At 44.4% G+C, this 14,411-nt stretch carries 12 protein-coding genes; 2 read left to right on the top strand and 10 right to left on the bottom strand.

The window, feature by feature from the left end; genetic code table 11:
• Window positions 1-26 precede the first annotated feature (26 nt).
• From sohB to LOZ91_RS00755, 8 genes are all read right to left on the bottom strand, one after another.
• Window positions 27-989: a protease SohB gene (gene sohB / locus LOZ91_RS00720; protein ID WP_159138008.1), complete on the bottom strand. Its 963-nt coding sequence runs from the start codon at window positions 987-989 to the stop codon at window positions 27-29.
• Between the two features lie 71 nt (window positions 990-1,060).
• Window positions 1,061-1,714 carry a hypothetical protein gene (locus tag LOZ91_RS00725; protein ID WP_244782505.1) on the bottom strand — a complete coding sequence of 218 codons (654 nt, stop codon included), beginning with the start codon at window positions 1,712-1,714 and terminating at the stop codon, window positions 1,061-1,063.
• Between the two features lie 86 nt (window positions 1,715-1,800).
• On the bottom strand, window positions 1,801-2,715 hold the full coding sequence (gene pstB / locus LOZ91_RS00730; protein ID WP_005171697.1) for a phosphate ABC transporter ATP-binding protein PstB: 915 nt from the start codon (window positions 2,713-2,715) through the stop codon (window positions 1,801-1,803).
• 13 nt (window positions 2,716-2,728) lie between these two features.
• Complete coding sequence (gene pstA, locus LOZ91_RS00735) at window positions 2,729-4,120, bottom strand: phosphate ABC transporter permease PstA (protein ID WP_005096458.1); 1,392 nt, start codon at window positions 4,118-4,120, stop codon at window positions 2,729-2,731.
• Window positions 4,120-5,499, bottom strand: a complete 1,380-nt coding sequence (gene pstC / locus LOZ91_RS00740) for a phosphate ABC transporter permease subunit PstC (RefSeq protein ID WP_005096457.1) — start codon at window positions 5,497-5,499, stop codon at window positions 4,120-4,122. The genes pstA and pstC overlap by 1 nt, the downstream gene beginning before the upstream one ends.
• A gap of 104 nt (window positions 5,500-5,603) precedes the next feature.
• On the bottom strand, window positions 5,604-6,635 hold the full coding sequence (locus LOZ91_RS00745; RefSeq protein WP_074383001.1) for a substrate-binding domain-containing protein: 1,032 nt from the start codon (window positions 6,633-6,635) through the stop codon (window positions 5,604-5,606).
• Between the two features lie 429 nt (window positions 6,636-7,064).
• Window positions 7,065-8,597, bottom strand: a complete 1,533-nt coding sequence (locus tag LOZ91_RS00750; RefSeq protein ID WP_005096455.1) for an aspartate aminotransferase family protein — start codon at window positions 8,595-8,597, stop codon at window positions 7,065-7,067.
• 3 nt (window positions 8,598-8,600) lie between these two features.
• Entirely contained in the window at window positions 8,601-9,974 is a 1,374-nt protein-coding gene (locus tag LOZ91_RS00755) for a diaminobutyrate--2-oxoglutarate transaminase (RefSeq protein ID WP_005096454.1), read from the bottom strand.
• A 476-nt stretch (window positions 9,975-10,450) separates the two neighbouring features.
• Here LOZ91_RS00755 and LOZ91_RS00760 point away from each other — a divergent pair, with 476 nt between their 5' ends.
• The gene (locus tag LOZ91_RS00760; protein WP_005096452.1) at window positions 10,451-11,155 is read left to right on the top strand and encodes an SIMPL domain-containing protein; all 705 of its coding nucleotides are present in this window, start codon (window positions 10,451-10,453) and stop codon (window positions 11,153-11,155) included.
• A 164-nt stretch (window positions 11,156-11,319) separates the two neighbouring features.
• Entirely contained in the window at window positions 11,320-11,916 is a 597-nt protein-coding gene (locus LOZ91_RS00765; protein WP_005096450.1) for a phosphatase PAP2 family protein, read from the top strand.
• A gap of 74 nt (window positions 11,917-11,990) precedes the next feature.
• On the opposite strand, the gene proB is transcribed toward LOZ91_RS00765, so the two are convergent.
• Window positions 11,991-13,124, bottom strand: a complete 1,134-nt coding sequence (proB, locus tag LOZ91_RS00770; RefSeq protein ID WP_005096449.1) for a glutamate 5-kinase — start codon at window positions 13,122-13,124, stop codon at window positions 11,991-11,993.
• Window positions 13,125-13,151: 27 nt separating this feature from the next.
• A complete protein-coding gene (cgtA, locus tag LOZ91_RS00775; RefSeq protein ID WP_005096448.1) occupies window positions 13,152-14,369 on the bottom strand; it encodes an Obg family GTPase CgtA in 1,218 nt (405 codons plus the stop codon).
• Between the last annotated feature and the right edge of the window lie 42 nt (window positions 14,370-14,411).

Genomic DNA, 14,411 nt, shown 5'->3' on the forward strand with positions numbered 1-14,411 from the left:
TTAATATATATTCAATTTTAACTGAATTAGAGTTTAGGATCGCGCATCTGTACCAGATTTGCATTGGCTTTGCTTAAGCTTTCCATGACCTTATTCATTACAGTCGGAATCAATGAATCCGCAATTTGCGCTGCCTGTAAACCCAGCTTTTCACCCAAGGTTGGTTTCTTGCGGGTCTGGATCGAATAAACATCATGTTGCGTTAGCAAGTGCAGTAAATATTCATCTGAAGTTTGCAGTTTATCTACCAAGTTTAAATCCAGTGCATCACGACCATACCAATGCTCACCGGTTGCCACTTTTTCCACATTCAGCTGCGGACGGTATTTTTCTACGAAATGTTTGAATAAAGCATGCGTTTGCTGTAACTCTTCTTCAAACTTGGCCTTCCCTTCTTCGGTGTTTTCACCAAACATGGTCACGGTACGTTTGTACTGGCCTGCGGTATAGAGTTCAAAGTCGATTTTATTGTCTTTCAGCAGACGGTTAAAGTTAGGCACTTGAGCCACCACCCCAATCGAACCGACAATCGCAAATGGTGCAGACACAACTTCATTTGCGATACACGCCATCATATAACCGCCACTGGCCGCTACTTTATCGACACAGATGGTCAAGTGAAAACCGGCATCACGTAAACGTACCAGTTGAGCAGCGGCCAGACCGTAGCCATGCACCATACCACCCGGGCTTTCTAAACGCACGACAACACGGTCACGACCCGCTTTAGCCGTGGATAAAATCAGGGTAATTTCTTCACGTAAACTTTCGACCGCAGAAGCGGCCATATCGCCTTTAAAGTCCAAGACATAGATTTTTTGATTGGTTTTCTTGCGTGCACGTGCTTCTTTTGACAGCTGTTGTGACAACTGCAAAAGCTCCAGTTTAGAGCCAGTCGTTTGCGCTATTTTTTTTCGTTGTTCATTGATACGCGCATTTAAATGACTGACACGGATTTCAGCGGGCAGTTTCGGACTATGAAATAACATAAAAAATCTATTCTCTATTTAATTCGGCTTATATCCTTAGATTAGGTCAATTCTGATTTTTTCAACAGCATTTATTGATCTTGTTGCCAAGCATGTCCACGACGGATCAATAATTTATATTGATTCATAATTTCATGGATCGCGAACAAACGAAAATACAAAATAAATAAAAGTGTATAGATTACAGCTATAATCGAAGCATTCATTGGCCACCAGGTTAATATAATAAAACCTCGATGACTTGTCCCCGAAGGGGTCATCAATGAATATACCGCAATAAAAAAAATGATCGTAATAAGCACAAAGAAGTATTCACCAAAACGCGTATGCATTAATGGTTTCTTGCCCTTTTCTTGTACTTTTAGATAACGATGAAATTTAAATTGAGCATGTGCTGTAATATAAACACGCCATTTTTGTTTAACTTCAATATTATATTTTTGATGCTTTAACATATAAAAAATCACAAAGCCCAAGAAAGTATTCACGATCATAAACACGTCATAGAGCCAACGATGATAGTTGGTCATTCCCTGACTTTGTGAAGTAATGAACAAGCCTTCATAAGGGATAATCAAGGCTAATATGATACTGAACAGCACCATCACTAAATCAAAATATTGATGCATATAAGCCGTTCCAAAAAGCACATAGAACATATCTTTCATCGCAATTTGCGTCAGTTTAGCTTTTTCTTTAAATTCAGGGGTCTGTTGCATTGTCATTATAAATTTTAAAAAACTTATAGAACATAACAAAAAAAAACAGAATCCTAAGATTCTGTTTTAAAAGATTTATTTTTAAAATCGTATTAACCAAAACGCCCTGTAATATAAGCTTCAGTCAATTGATGATCTGGTTGGGTAAAGACTTTTTCGGTTGCATTCACCTCAATTAAATCACCCAGATGGAAATACGCAGTACGGTCAGATACACGCGCTGCCTGTTGCATGGAGTGGGTTACAATCGCAATGGTATATTGAGTTGAAAGCTCAGAAATCAGCTCTTCTACTTTTGCTGTTGCAATTGGATCCAGCGCAGAACATGGTTCATCCATCAGAATCACTTCAGGCGAAACTGCGATGGTACGCGCGATACATAAACGTTGCTGCTGACCACCTGACAAACCTGTTCCCGGCTGATTCAAACGGTCTTTTACTTCTTCCCACAAACCGGCTTTACGCAAACTGCCTTCGACAATTTCTTCAAGATCGTATTTATCACGTGCAAGACCATGTAATTTCGGGCCGTAAGAAACGTTGTCAAAAATAGACTTTGGAAATGGGTTGGGCTTCTGAAATACCATACCGACTTGAGCACGTAGCAAGACCACATCCAGGTTTGGATCATAAATGTCCTGATTGTCCAGCATGACTTTACCGGTCACACGACAACTGTCAATGGTGTCATTCATGCGGTTTAGGGTACGCAGAAAGGTTGACTTACCACAGCCTGATGGCCCAATAAAAGCAATCACTTCATTTTCATAAATGTTCAGGTCAATGCCTTTAATCGCTTCCGCTTCACCATAGTACACATGCACATCAGATGTACTCAGTTTCACATTTGTCGACTTTTCATCTTTTTTGCTGCTACTTTGCGTATCGAATTGGGAGACAAACGATGTTGCTGGCTTTTGTGTAGCCTCATCATTAGTGAATTGTGTCTGTTGTGGATTCACGGATTGATCCTTTTTTAAGGAGTTTTGAATAACAGTTGTGTTCATGATTCTGCCCCTATTACCAACGGACTTCAAACTTTTTACGTAACCAGATGGCCAGACTGTTCAAGCTGATCATCATGGCCAGAAGTACAATAATTGCTGCTGCGGTACGCCCTTCAAAGAAGTTACGTAACTCATTGCCCTGCCATAAGAAAATCTGCACAGGTAACGCTGTAGACTGATCAAATGGTGTGGCTGGAACGCTGGCAACAAAAGCACTCATCCCGATTAATAACAATGGTGCGGTTTCACCTAATGCCTGCGCGACCCCGATAATGGCACCAGTTAAAATACCCGGCAAAGCCAATGGCAAGACATGATGGAAAACCGTTTGCAGTCGTGAAGCACCCAAGCCCAACGCTGCCTGACGAATCGAAGGTGGAACCGCTTTAAGCGATGCACGTGTGGTGATGATGACAGTTGGCAAAGTCATCAGACTCAGCACCAGACCACCGACCAGAGGGGCCGATAGCGGTAAATGCATCCAGCCAATAAAGATCGCGGCACCCAGCAAACCAAACACAATCGATGGCACTGCTGCCAGGTTGTTGATGTTGACTTCGACAATATCGGTAATCCAGTTTTTCGGCGCAAACTCTTCCAGATAGATCGCAGATGCCACCCCAATTGGAATCGAGATAAAGATCACGATCATCATCATGAACAGTGAGCCCATGAAAGCGCCTGCCAGACCTGACGTTGCCGGTGAACTACGCGAGTCAGGGCTGGTAAAAATATTAGTATTGAAACTGTTTTCGATTACACCTGAGGCTTTCATCTCGTCCGCCACCTGGCGTACTTCAGGACTGAGTTGTTGCTGTTCTGCTGGTAACGAACGATCAATATTACCCGCCAGCCAGACATCGACATTGGCATCTGCCAGAATTTTAACCTCTGTGCTTTGACCGACCAGACTTGGATCATTCATGACCATGTCACGTAAGCGATAAGCCTCAGAACTGGTATATAAATAACCCAGTTCATCACGCTGACTTTCCAGCTTGCTGTCTCTGGCGATCATGCCGTTGATGATCAGTGCATCCCAGTCCACCATGCCGACATCCATTTGCCAGGCAATCATACGCTCTTCAAACTGCGCCGGAGACTCTCCCGCAGCTGGCTTGGGTTTTGGACCAATCTCTACAATGGCCGGATCGAAATGAATCGGCAAACTCATGCTGCTTTGCCAGAAGGCAGGCAAACCTTTGGATAAAATACTGCCGAAGAGCAATACCACAAAGAACAGACCGGCCAATACCGCAGAGAAACCAAATAGACGGAATGTTTTTTCTTTACGATGACGTCGCCCCAAAGAGCTTTGAATGGTCTTCTTACGCTTTTCACGCAGCTCGGCAGCGACGGATGGATCAACACGCTGATCCACAGGCGTTGTATTTGAAGTACTCATTAGTCGTATTGCTCACGATATTTACGCACGATGATCAGTGCAACAATGTTCAAACCTAGGGTAATGACGAATAGCGTCAGTCCTAGCGCAAAGGCCACCAGTGCTTGCGGACTAGCAAAGTCAGTATCACCAGTTAGCTGATTCACGATGGTAATGGTGACCGTAGATACGGCTTCAAGTGGATTGGCATGCAGCTGCGGACTGTTCCCCGCTGCAAGTACCACGATCATGGTTTCACCAATCGCACGGGATGCTGCCAACAGGAAAGCACCAATAATACCCGGCAAAGCTGCAGGTAAAACCACCTGACGGATCGTTTCAGATTTGGTTGCACCTAGCCCCAGAGAACCATCACGTAAGGCACGTGGCACCTGGGTAATAATGTCATCGGATAGAGAAGATACGAATGGAATAATCATGATGCCCATCACCAGACCCGCGGTCAGCGCACTGGTGGCATTAATTTCGAGTCCGACCATGGCACCCATGGCTTTAAGAAATGGACCGATGATCATCAAGGCAAAGACACCATAAACAATCGTAGGAATACCCGCCAACACTTCAATGGTCGGTTTTGCCCAAGAACGGAAGCGCGGTGATGCATATTCTGCCAGATAGATCGCAATCATCAGGCCGACCGGTACCGCGACCAAAAGTGCGATCGCACTGACCATGAGCGTACCCCACAGCAGTGGCAATAAACCGTAACTGCCCTCGGCACTGCCAGAAGTACTAAAACCCGGGTTCCATTCGGTACCAAAGAAGAAATCCAGTGGACTGACGAAGCTGAAGAAGCGCATCGCTTCACCAAACATCGACATGACAATCCCGAGCGTGGTCAGAATTGCCACACCCGAACACAATGCCAAGCCGATATTAATCATTTTCTCGACTTGGTTACGTGCGCGGAATTCCTGGCTAATACGTTTTTTGGCCCAGACCAGACCTGCCAGTGCAGCCGAAATCACCACTGCCAATTTGGCAAAAGTCCCAATGGTCGAAAATTTAGCTAACTGTTCTGCTGCGGCCAGTTCATAGGCTGCAGGTGTATCACTGACACCGAAACCTGAGGCAAGTGCCTGAACGCGATCAACAACAACGCCCAGACTTGCCGGATCCAGATTGGCCGAAATATCCTGCGGCAAATGGTTGAGTACCACTTGCTCCAGAAAACTTGGCTCAACCATATTCCAAACAATCAAAATTAAAAACGCAGGGATACCACACCACAGTGCAACCAGTGCACCATAATATCCGGGACGCGAGTGTAAGTTTGCAGAATTGCTTCCCTTACCTGCTAAGTTACGGCTTTTACTTAATCCGATTTGATAGGCTATGGCCATAATCGCCAATAACACACCTATAAGTAGCAGATTCATGTATTCTCCACTGTTTTTTCAATTTTCATGGTTTGAAAAAACTTGTTTATCGCAAAAAGCCGATGGTAGGTTGACCCTACCACCAGCATTTTCAAAATCATTTATTACTTCACTACAACCGCTTTACCAGCCTTGAAATTTGCCAGGACTGCTGCACGTTCTTTATCAGACATTGAAATCAGACCTGCTTTTTCCAGCTTAGAGCCTTTGCCAGATACTTTCTTGTTCAGGAAGTATTCTGTGAATTGCGGTAAGCCTTTGATTGATTTCAAGTGCTCGCCTTTCACGTAGAAGAACAATGGGCGTGATACCGGATAAGCACCATTCAAAATCGTTTTTTCAGAAGGTGCTACATTGTTCACAGTTGCAACACGTAAGCGGTCACGGTTCTGGTCATAGAAGCCCAGACCAAACACCCCGACTGCACTTGGAGAAGTTTTCAAACGTGCCAGTGTTTCGGTATAGTCGCCTGCAATTTCAACTACACGGCCATCTTTACGGAATGTGGTACAGGCTTTTTTCTTGGCATCTTTGTCTAGAGACTTAATTGCAGCATACGATTCACAACCTGCATCCACCATTTTCTCCTGGAACACTTCGCGCGTGCCATGATTCGAAGCAGGAATCACCAGCGTGATCGGCTCATTCGGAAGTGCTTTGTCAATTTGGTTCCAGCGTGTATACGGATTGGCGACCATTTTGCCATTTGATGGAAGTTGTGCAGCAAGTGCAGCAAAGACATGCTGTGGACGCAACTTATAAGCCGCTTTATTGGCATTTGAAGCAAATACGATACCGTCATAACCGATTTTGATTTCTAATACTTGGTTAACGCCGTTCTTTTTACATTCAGCCAGCTCGGTAGATTTGATTTGACGCGAAGAATTCGCGATATCAATGGTGTTATCACCCACGCCATTACAGAACTGCTTCAAACCGCCTGACGAACCGCCAGAACCGACAACTGGTGTTTTAAACTGTGGAAAAGTATTACCGAATTCTTCCGCCACGATACTGGCATATGGAAGTACAGTTGAAGAACCTGCAATTTGAATCGTGTCACGAGCTGCATGTGCAGTCGTTACAGCAGCTGCCCCTGTTAATGCTAATGCTAAAGCTATATTTGTAAAGCGCATTCTAGTATCTCTCTCATTTATACAATTTGGAGTACGCCACTTTTTATTCAGTTTTGTACTTCTTTCGATACCTGCATTTTGATTTTAGAATATGACAGATAAGTTACAGCTTTATTACGATTTAGTGATTTTTAATCTAGCAGTTTTTTCTTGATTAAATTTTTATGGATTTCAATGATTAAGTTCTTTTTGTCATTCACTTCAATAAAAAATTTTAGACCAATGACATGTAACAATTTTTATAAACCTGAACTCAGGATAAATCCTGCTCCCTAGCGTTACATAATTAGATGACGATTTTATAACAGCTTAAAATAAGTACATATACTCGGTATTTTTCTGATGAATCTACCTATAGAATTGATCATTCTATGACTCAAAAATAAAAAAGGAGATCATTTCGATCTCCTTTTTTCACACCACCATCACTTATGCAATGGGTGGCGTATAAGTACCATCAGCAATTGAATCTTTGATACGATCCGCTTCTGCAAGCACCAGTGCCAGCAAGTTCTTCACGTTATCCAGCGTTGCAACCGGGCTTAAAGTCGTCATTTTCAAGGATTGAACCTGAGCGACTTTCGTCACACCAATATTCGCTTCACCACGTGCAAACAGCTCATCTGCCACGTTCTGGTTCAGTGTATCTAAAAGTTCAACCGGATAGCCCGCTGGAACCACACGGAACAGCACAGAAGCGAATTGTGGCTCAAGCAGAAGCTCCAGACCGTCAGTCACTTTAATATAATCTGCCACATCACGCGTCAAACCAACACCGTGATCGATCATCGAACCATAAAGCTCTTCGCCTAATGCTTCAACCGTCATCCACAATTTCAAGGCATCAAAACGACGCGTGGTTTGTAGTGACTTCGACACCAGGTTAGGAACACCATGTTCTTCATCATAGGCAGAGTTCAAGTACTCCGCTTCATAATGCATGAAACGGTAGTTTGCTTCGTCTTTCAGCAAGAACGCGCCACACGAAATGGTCTGAAAATAATGCTTATGGAAATCGAGCGTAATCGAATCAGATAGCTCGATACCATCTAACATATCGCGATGATCATTAGACAGAATTAAAGCACCACCCCAAGCTGCATCGATGTGCATCCACGCGCCATATTGGTTGGTGATTTCACGGACTTTCTTCAGTGGATCGATTGCACCTGCATCGGTAGTACCCGCAGTTGCCACCACACATGCCACGATTTTGCCTTCGTTTTGAAGGTGCGCCATGGTTTTTTCCAGTGCGTCCATGTCCATGCGCGCATTTTCATCGACAGGAACAGTCACCACTGACTGGAAACCCATGCCCATCATCGCCATGTTCTTTTGCACAGAGAAATGTGCATTTTCAGAACAGATGACTTTGACATTACGCATCGCATCCGCAGGAATACCATCACGTTGAACCGACCACGGCTTACCGTTTTCGTCTTTCCAGTTTTTCGCGATGCAAGCATCACGTGCCAGCAGTACGCCCATCAAGTTAGACTGTGTACCACCAGAGGTGAATACGCCTGCCTGACCTGCGCCATAGCCTACTTTTTGACGTAACCAATCGATTAACTGAACTTCCATCAATGAACCGGCCGGGCTTTGATCCCATGAGTCCATTGACTGGTTGGTTGCGTTAATCAGTACTTCCGCAATCTGGCTGGTCACCATGGTTGGACAATGCAAATGCGCAAGCGAATGCGGATGATGAACTTTTAAACTTTTATTCAGAAAAAGTTCAACCATACGCTCTAAAGATTTCTCTACACCCAACCCCTGTTTAGAAGGATTAAACGCAATCGCGCTGCGCAGCTCGTTAATGCTGCCACCCGTGTACATTTTGTCATTTTGCAACCATGCTGCAACCGCTTTGGTCGCTTGATCCATGGCTGACTGGTAGTCAGCGATGGATGCAGCATCATTACAAAGTAAAGCTTTACGATGTTCTGCAAAATCTACCATGAATTATGCGCCTCGAACTGCAACAAGAGCTTCAGCAACTGCTTTCTTAAAGCGAGCAATCACTTCAACACATTCGTCATGCGTGATGATCAATGGGCAAAGTAAACGAATTACCGTACCGTTACGACCACCTTTCTCAAGCAATAATTTATTGTTGAAACATGCCGTCTGGATCGCTGCTGCCAACTGACCATCAGCAGGTAAAGAACCCATGTGATCTGCCTTTTGGCGCTCGTCCACAATTTCAACACCAATCATCAAACCGCGACCGCGCACGTTACCAATACATGGGAATTCGGCAGCTAATTTTTTAATCTCAGCTTGCAGGAAATCACCGCGTTCTTGGGCATTTTGCGCCAGGTTTTGTTCTTTAATGGTATTGATCGTTGCAAGACCTGTACCCATTGCCAACTGGTTACCACGGAACGTACCGGTATGACCTGCTGGCTGCCAAGCATCAAACTTACGTTTAATACCGAGTACTGCGAGCGGCAAGCTACCACCAACAGCTTTAGACATCACCACCACATCAGGTTCGATGCCCGCATGTTCAAAGGCAAACATTTTACCTGAACGTGCAAAGCCCGCTTGAACTTCATCAAGAATCAACACGATGTTGTGCTTTTCAGTCACTTCACGGATTTTCTTCAACCATTTCACAGGTGCAGTTACCACACCGCCTTCCCCTTGAATTGCTTCAAGAATCACAGCTGCCGGTTTAGTCACGCCGCTTTCTACATCTTCAATGAAGTTTTCAAAGAAATACGTTAAAGCGTCAACACCCGCTTCACCACCAAGACCCAATGGGCAACGGTATTCATGCGGATACGGCATGAATTGAACGCCTGGCATCAAACCGTTAACTGCGTTTTTTGCAGACAGGTTACCGGTCATGGCCAATGCACCATGCGTCATACCGTGATAGCCACCAGAGAAGCTGATCACCGAGCTACGACCGGTAAAGGTTTTCGCAAGTTTGATGGCTGCTTCTGTTGCATCTGCACCGGATGGGCCACAGAACTGCAAGCAGTATTCTTCTTGACCACCTGGAAGATAAGAAAGAAGTGCTTCAGTAAAAGCATCTTTTAAAGGCGTAGTTAAATCCAGTGTATGCAATGGCAAGCCGCTTGCAATTGTATCCTGGATACTTTGAATGACTGCAGGATGATTATGGCCCAATGCCAACGTCCCTGCCCCAGCTAAACAATCAAGGTACTCAGTACCTTCAACATCGGTAACCCAGCAACCTTGTGCTTTTGCTATCGCTAACGGTAATTTACGTGGATAACTACGCACATTCGATTCCATCTGACTTTGGCGAGTCAAGTAGTATTCGTTTGTGGAATTGGTGGCAGGGTTTACAGAAGTAACGCTCATATCGAATTACCATCTCTGATATGGGTGAAAGAAATAAGTCTGGTGACGTTTGGTCCTTTGACTCGGCGCTTTATAAAGAGGTTCTAGCTAGCAGTTTGTATTTAAATAACTAGGAGGCGGATGATACCGAATTTTTCAGGAAAATAAACAACTTTCAGTCGCATTTTGTCCTAATCTTTATCGAAAAAAAACATCACACCAACCTATAACCTGTATGATCATCTTACAGTGTGACAGCAGAAAGAAAAGCGGGTTCTTTTATGCTTTTTTGTAGCACAGCTAACATTCAGGCAAAAAAGCTTAAAATCCACCATTAAGCACTTAATTATTAACGATAAACATAAATCAAGTAAGAGTGTAAAATGAAAGAAAATTTAACACTCTTACCACAAATATTTCGTAAAAAGATCACAATTGAGATTTAATATTTTAACAACGGCTTAGATGGCCAATTTTAAGAAAAACAGGACAATTTCATGCGTCTCTTAGCACTTACCAGTTTTATCCTTGCATCTACCTTGGCCACAGGCGCATTTGCAGCTCCGGCTGAATCGCTGAATTACAATGTTGTGAATCTTTCAGCAGAGGCCAGTCGTGAAATCTCAAATGATGAAATGCATGCCGTGCTTTATATTGAAAAATCCAACAAACAGCCAGCTGAATTGGCTACACAAATTAACCAGCTAATGAATCAGGCCATTACCACAGCGCGCAAATATCCAACTGTGAAAATCGAGACGGGCGCACAAAGCACTTACCCTATTTATGACAATGATAACCGCAAATTGAAAGAATGGCGTGGACGTGCCCAGATTCGTCTGGAATCGAAAGATTTTAAAGCAGCGTCTCAACTGATTGCTGAATTACAACAGCACTTCCAGACCCAGTCGATTAACTTCAAAGTTTCAGACGAAAAGCGCAAAAAAGTCGAAAATGAGCTGATGATTGAAGCCTCTAAAAACTTCCAGCAACGCGCACAGGCACTGACTCAAGCCTGGAACAAACCGAGTTATCAACTGGTAAACTTAAATCTGAATACCAATAACTATTCACCACAACCTGTACCGCGTATGGCCATGATGAAAGCTGCATCGGCGGATATGGCTGTTCCAGAGCAGGAAGTTGCTGCGGGTGAATCGCAAATGACGGTGAGTGCCAATGGTGCGATTCAGTTTAAATAAGATTTCATCATATTATTCGGATTTTTAAGAACCACCCTTTTGGGTGGTTTTCTATCATTTGAATATTCCTTAATAATCAAGGCTACAAATTCATACAAACTCAGGTAGGAATTGAGGTTTGACCGGTTTAGAGTAACGGACATTTGTACCAATCCTCTCTGCTCATGTCTCTTGACCAACTGAATCTTTACCTGTTTCATATCCTAAATGTACCTGAACACGCCTCGATCTGGATGATCCAATATGCCTCCCTGATTGCGCATGATCTGGTTTATCTCTTTCTGCTGATTTTTGCTATTGCCTGGTTCCGTGGCAGTTATGAAGTAAAAACTGGCATTATCAAGGCATTTATTTTTACAGCAATTACCTTGTCGATCAGCGAGGTATTGTCCGCGATCCTGAATACCCCACGTCCGTTTGTAATAGATATTGGTCGCACCCTGATCGAACATGCACCTACAGGTTCTTTTCCCAGCAATCATATGAGTATTTTTAGTGGGATTGCCCTATCTTGTTATTTTTCATCACAACGTGATTTGGGAAGAATTCTAATCTGGACAGCTTGGCTAGTAGCTTGGTCACGTGTTTATGTCGGTGTGCATTTTCCGATGGATATGCTGGGTGCATTCCTGATTGCAATAACAGTAAATTTAGCTGGATTACCATTGTGGTGGAAATATCAGGATAAACTCATGCAGTTTATTTTAACTATTCATCAGTCACTGTTTGCGCCATTAATCCGGATGGGCTGGATTAAATAAATCGCATTAAGATGTCATAAAAAATCCCGCTCGAAAGCGGGATTTTTTATGATTGAAATTTAAATCTGAATGACTTAGTAAATCGCCATATGATTGCGGTGAATCATCTCGAGTGAACGTGCTTCACCTAGAACCTGATGCACTTTATCAGAAGCCAGACCACGTACAATATCTGCCGAACGCGAACTAAAGTTAACACGACCGACTGCAATTCGGTGACCTTGTGTATCCACACATTCCACCACATCACCGCGCTCAAAATGTCCTTCAACCGCTTTGACGCCGACAGGCAACAAGCTACGATGATTGTCTTTAATGGCCTTTACCGCACCATCATCAATTACCAAACGACCTGCCGTTTGCAGGTGTGCTGCCAACCATTGCTGATGCGCGGTCATCCGATCTTTGTCAGTCACAAACAAGGTTCCTAACAATTCACCAGACATCAGACGAGATAGCACAGCATCACTATCACCGCTTGCAATTAAGGTCGGACAACCGGACTTTGCCGCCAGTCGTGCAGCACGAACTTTGGTCAGCATGCCGCCGCGACCAAATTTACCACCACCACCGGCCATCTCAAACAGGCTCTCATCCATCGCACGTACCGTATGGAACAGTTTGGCATCTGGATTCGAGCGTGGATCTGAGTCAAACATACCTTCCTGATCGGTTAAGATAATCAGAAGATCGGCATGCACCTGACCTGCCACCATGGCAGCCAGCGTGTCGTTATCACCAAAGCGGATTTCATCGGTAGAAACGGTATCATTTTCATTAATCACCGGAATCACGCGCCAGTCAATCAGGTTCTGCAAAGCATCACATGAATTGAGATAGCGGCGGCGATCTGCCAGATCATCATGGGTCAATAATACCTGCGCCGTTCGAATCTGGTGTTTCTCCAGTACGCTTGACCAGGTATGAATCAGGCCCATCTGACCAATGGCAGCACAAGCCTGAAGACTGGGTAGATCGGTGGGTCGATTCTCAAGTTTCATTCGCACCATACCTTCAGCCACAGCACCGGAAGACACCAGAATAATCTCGTGTCCTGCATTGTGTAGATCTGCGATTTGTCCCGCCCAGTGCGAGATGGCATCTAAATCTAAACCTTGTCCGTTTGCTGTGAGTAAAGATGATCCGATTTTAACAACGATTCGTTTACAACCCTTGAGCTGACGCTGCCCATCTACCACTTCTATCATCTTGTCCTCAGACTCTTCTCTCAGAGATTAGCGTACGTAGTACACTTCCACATCACTATCATCATCGCCATCTTCATCATCTTCATCGTCGCCCAGAATACCGGCAAGACGTTGCTGACGACGCATCTCACGATACGCTTCTTTTGCAGCGATGGTTTGTTCACGTGTTTCAGCTTCAAGCTGATCACGGAATGCTTTCATTTCTGCTGCATATTCTTGATCTTCAGCTTCGCGTTCACGCTGCTCTTCGATCTGATCCATCAGGTAGTAAACCACGTCTTTGGTACCTTCAGCGGTTAAGCCAGAAGTTTCAAAAACCGGGCCTTCCCACTGCAATTCTTCAAGAATATGAGTACACCATTCTTCACGTGTTTCTTCAGCCAATTGGTCGACTTTATTCAGCACCAATACGATCGGCAGTTTTGAAAGTGTTGGGGAGAAATTTTCTAACTCTTTCATAATTGCTTTAGCATTATGTGCCGGATCTGAGCCATCAATCGGTTGTACATCAACGATGTGTAACAAGATACGGGTACGTGCCAGATGCTTCAGGAAGCGAATCCCCAGACCTGCACCTTCAGATGCGCCTTCAATCAGACCCGGAATATCGGCCATCACGAATGAACGGTGACTATCGGCATCGACCACACCCAGGTTTGGCACCATGGTGGTAAATGGATAATCTGCCACTTTTGGTTTTGCCGCCGATACTGCACGAATGAAGGTTGATTTACCCGCATTTGGCATACCCAGCAAGCCCACATCTGCCAGAACTTTAAGCTCCAGACGGATTTCACGGAATTCGCCTTTTTGACCATGCGTACACTTACGTGGTGAACGGTTGGTCGATGATTTAAAGTGCGTATTTCCTAAACCACCGTCACCGCCTGCTGCCACTTTCACGCGTTGACCATCTTCGATCAAATCGCCAATAATGTCGCCAGACTCAACATCTACAATTGTTGTTCCGACTGGAACTTTTAATACGGTGTCTTCACCGCCACGACCAGCACAGTTCGCCCCACGGCCATTTTTTGCTCGTTCTGCACGGAATTTACGTGTATAACGATAATCAACTAGCGTACTGGTGTTGTCGTCAGCCTGTATATAAATACTGCCACCACGACCACCATCACCACCATCTGGACCACCAAATGGCACGAATTTTTCACGGCGAAAACTGGCTACGCCATTGCCACCGTCGCCAGCCTCTACGGTAATGACTGCTTCATCAACAAAGCGCATATTGCCAATCCTCTAAAAACTTTAAAACCCCATATTCTGCCA

Source organism: Acinetobacter sp. F-1, assembly GCF_022869025.1.
GTDB classification, from domain to species: domain Bacteria; phylum Pseudomonadota; class Gammaproteobacteria; order Pseudomonadales; family Moraxellaceae; genus Acinetobacter; species Acinetobacter pseudolwoffii.